This window comes from Mesorhizobium sp. M7A.F.Ca.CA.002.09.1.1 (assembly GCF_003998555.1).
GTDB lineage: Bacteria > Pseudomonadota > Alphaproteobacteria > Rhizobiales > Rhizobiaceae > Mesorhizobium > Mesorhizobium ciceri.
Genome location: NZ_RZRR01001041.1, coordinates 1 through 1738, shown reverse-complemented (window position 1 = coordinate 1738; position 1738 = coordinate 1). Strand labels below are relative to the sequence as shown.

Below are 1738 nucleotides of genomic sequence, written 5' to 3'. Positions count from 1 at the left end.
AGCCGTCGACCCGGCGGATATCGAGACCGCTCGCGCCGCGCTGGCAAAGCGGGCCGGCGGCGCTGCGGGCACGTTTTCACTCGACACCGCCGCTTCCGTCGATGCCGGCTCGATCCTGTCGCGCGCCACCGCCGACAAGGCCGCCGCCGCAACCGACCCGGCCAAGAAATTCAAGAAGTTCGAGGCGATGGTGCTGCAGACCTTCATCCAGAACATGCTGCCCAAGGACACCGAGGGCGTCTACGGCAAGGGCCTGGCCGGCGACATGTGGAAATCGCAGCTTGCCGAGCGGGTGGCGGACGTAATGGCCGAACGCGGCGGCATCGGCATCGCCAAATCGATGCTCGCCGACCACTATCTCGAAGGCAAGCGCGTCGTGCCCGTCGGTCCGGTTTCGGGCGGGCCGGAAAAGACCGAGGTCGACCAGCAAAACAGCCTGTCGACCTCGCTGGTCCATCAATTGCAGCGCAAGGCTGCGGGATCGATGACCGGTGACGAGACGACCATAAAAACAAATATCAAGATCTAAACTGGGAAACGCCATGGCCGACTTTTCGGAATCCACCCCCAACCTGCCAGCACGCACGACCACGTCGGAAGCGCCGATCCCGTTCGCGCGGCCCGGCAACCTCGCCGCCATCATCGGCCGCATCGAGGAAGTGGTCGAGGAAGAGACGGCAGGCATCCGCAACGCCACCAACTATGATCTCAAGGCATCGAACGCCCGCAAGAGCCGCTACCTCTACGAGTTGACCCGCGCCATGAAGGGCGGCAGCGAAGCCGAATTCCTCGAGCAGCACCGCGAGGGCCTGACCCGGCTGCGCCAGAAGCTGGCGAAGAACGAAGCGGCGATCCTGGCGCATCTCAGCGCGGTCAACGAAGTCGCCAGCCTGCTGCGGCACGCCATCCAGCGCGCCGAGACCGACGGCACCTATTCCGCCGGCGAGTTCGGCTGGATAAAGGCGTGATGGCGAACACAGGCGACACATCGGAGATCCTGCCTCGGCAACGGCGCCGTGCCGCGTTGCCATTGCAAGGGACTGACCAAGGGACTGACAAGGCCCGATGATCAAGGTCATCGCCATCGCCGTCTGGATCTGCGCCGCAACGCTGGGCGCCGTGTTCTATTCTTTCCAGGCGGCCGGCGAGCGCGGTGTCGGCGAAACGCCGAAGCCGATGCTGGGCGGCCTCGACTACGTCAAGACCGACATCATTTCGGTGCCGCTGATCCGCGATTCCGAGATCGGCGGCTATTTCCTGACCAAGCTTGTCTACACGGTCGAACCCGAGCAGATCAAGAAACTGTCCATTCCGGCCGAAGCGCTGATCACCGACCAGGTCTATTCCTACCTCTATTCCAATCCGCAGATCGACTTCACCAACAAGGCGACGATCGATCTCGATGCCTTCCGCGCCGCCATCCGCGATACCGTCAACACGCGTGTCGGGGCGCCTTTGGTGCATGAGGTTCTGATCGACCAGGTCAATTTCCTGTCGAAGGACGAAATCCGCGACAACTGGCTGCGCCGCAAGAAAAGCGAGACGGCGAGCGAAATGACCAAGGCGTTCAAGGAACACTGAGTTGCCGGGCTCGCATTTCCGGCCTCCTCCAGGCTCGCCTGCCGCAACGGCAGGAACCAACCGCCTGAATTCGCGTTGACGTAAACGTCAACGCAAAGCTATATGCGGCAGCGACCGTGATCGCGAAACCGCGGCACGGGCTTCGGCTGGATCGAAG

General features: G+C 62.9%; 3 protein-coding genes. All 3 read left to right on the top strand.

What is annotated here, in order from left to right:
* Positions 1–529: rod-binding protein (locus tag EN994_RS29955; RefSeq protein WP_127308078.1), on the top strand; the 529-nt coding region annotated here is incomplete at its 5' end.
* Between the two features lie 13 nt (positions 530–542).
* Positions 543–968, top strand: a complete 426-nt coding sequence (locus EN994_RS29950) for a hypothetical protein (protein WP_013529758.1) — start codon at positions 543–545, stop codon at positions 966–968.
* A gap of 97 nt (positions 969–1065) precedes the next feature.
* A complete protein-coding gene (locus EN994_RS29945) occupies positions 1066–1581 on the top strand; it encodes a hypothetical protein (RefSeq protein ID WP_013529757.1) in 516 nt (171 codons plus the stop codon).
* Positions 1582–1738: the final 157 nt, after the last annotated feature.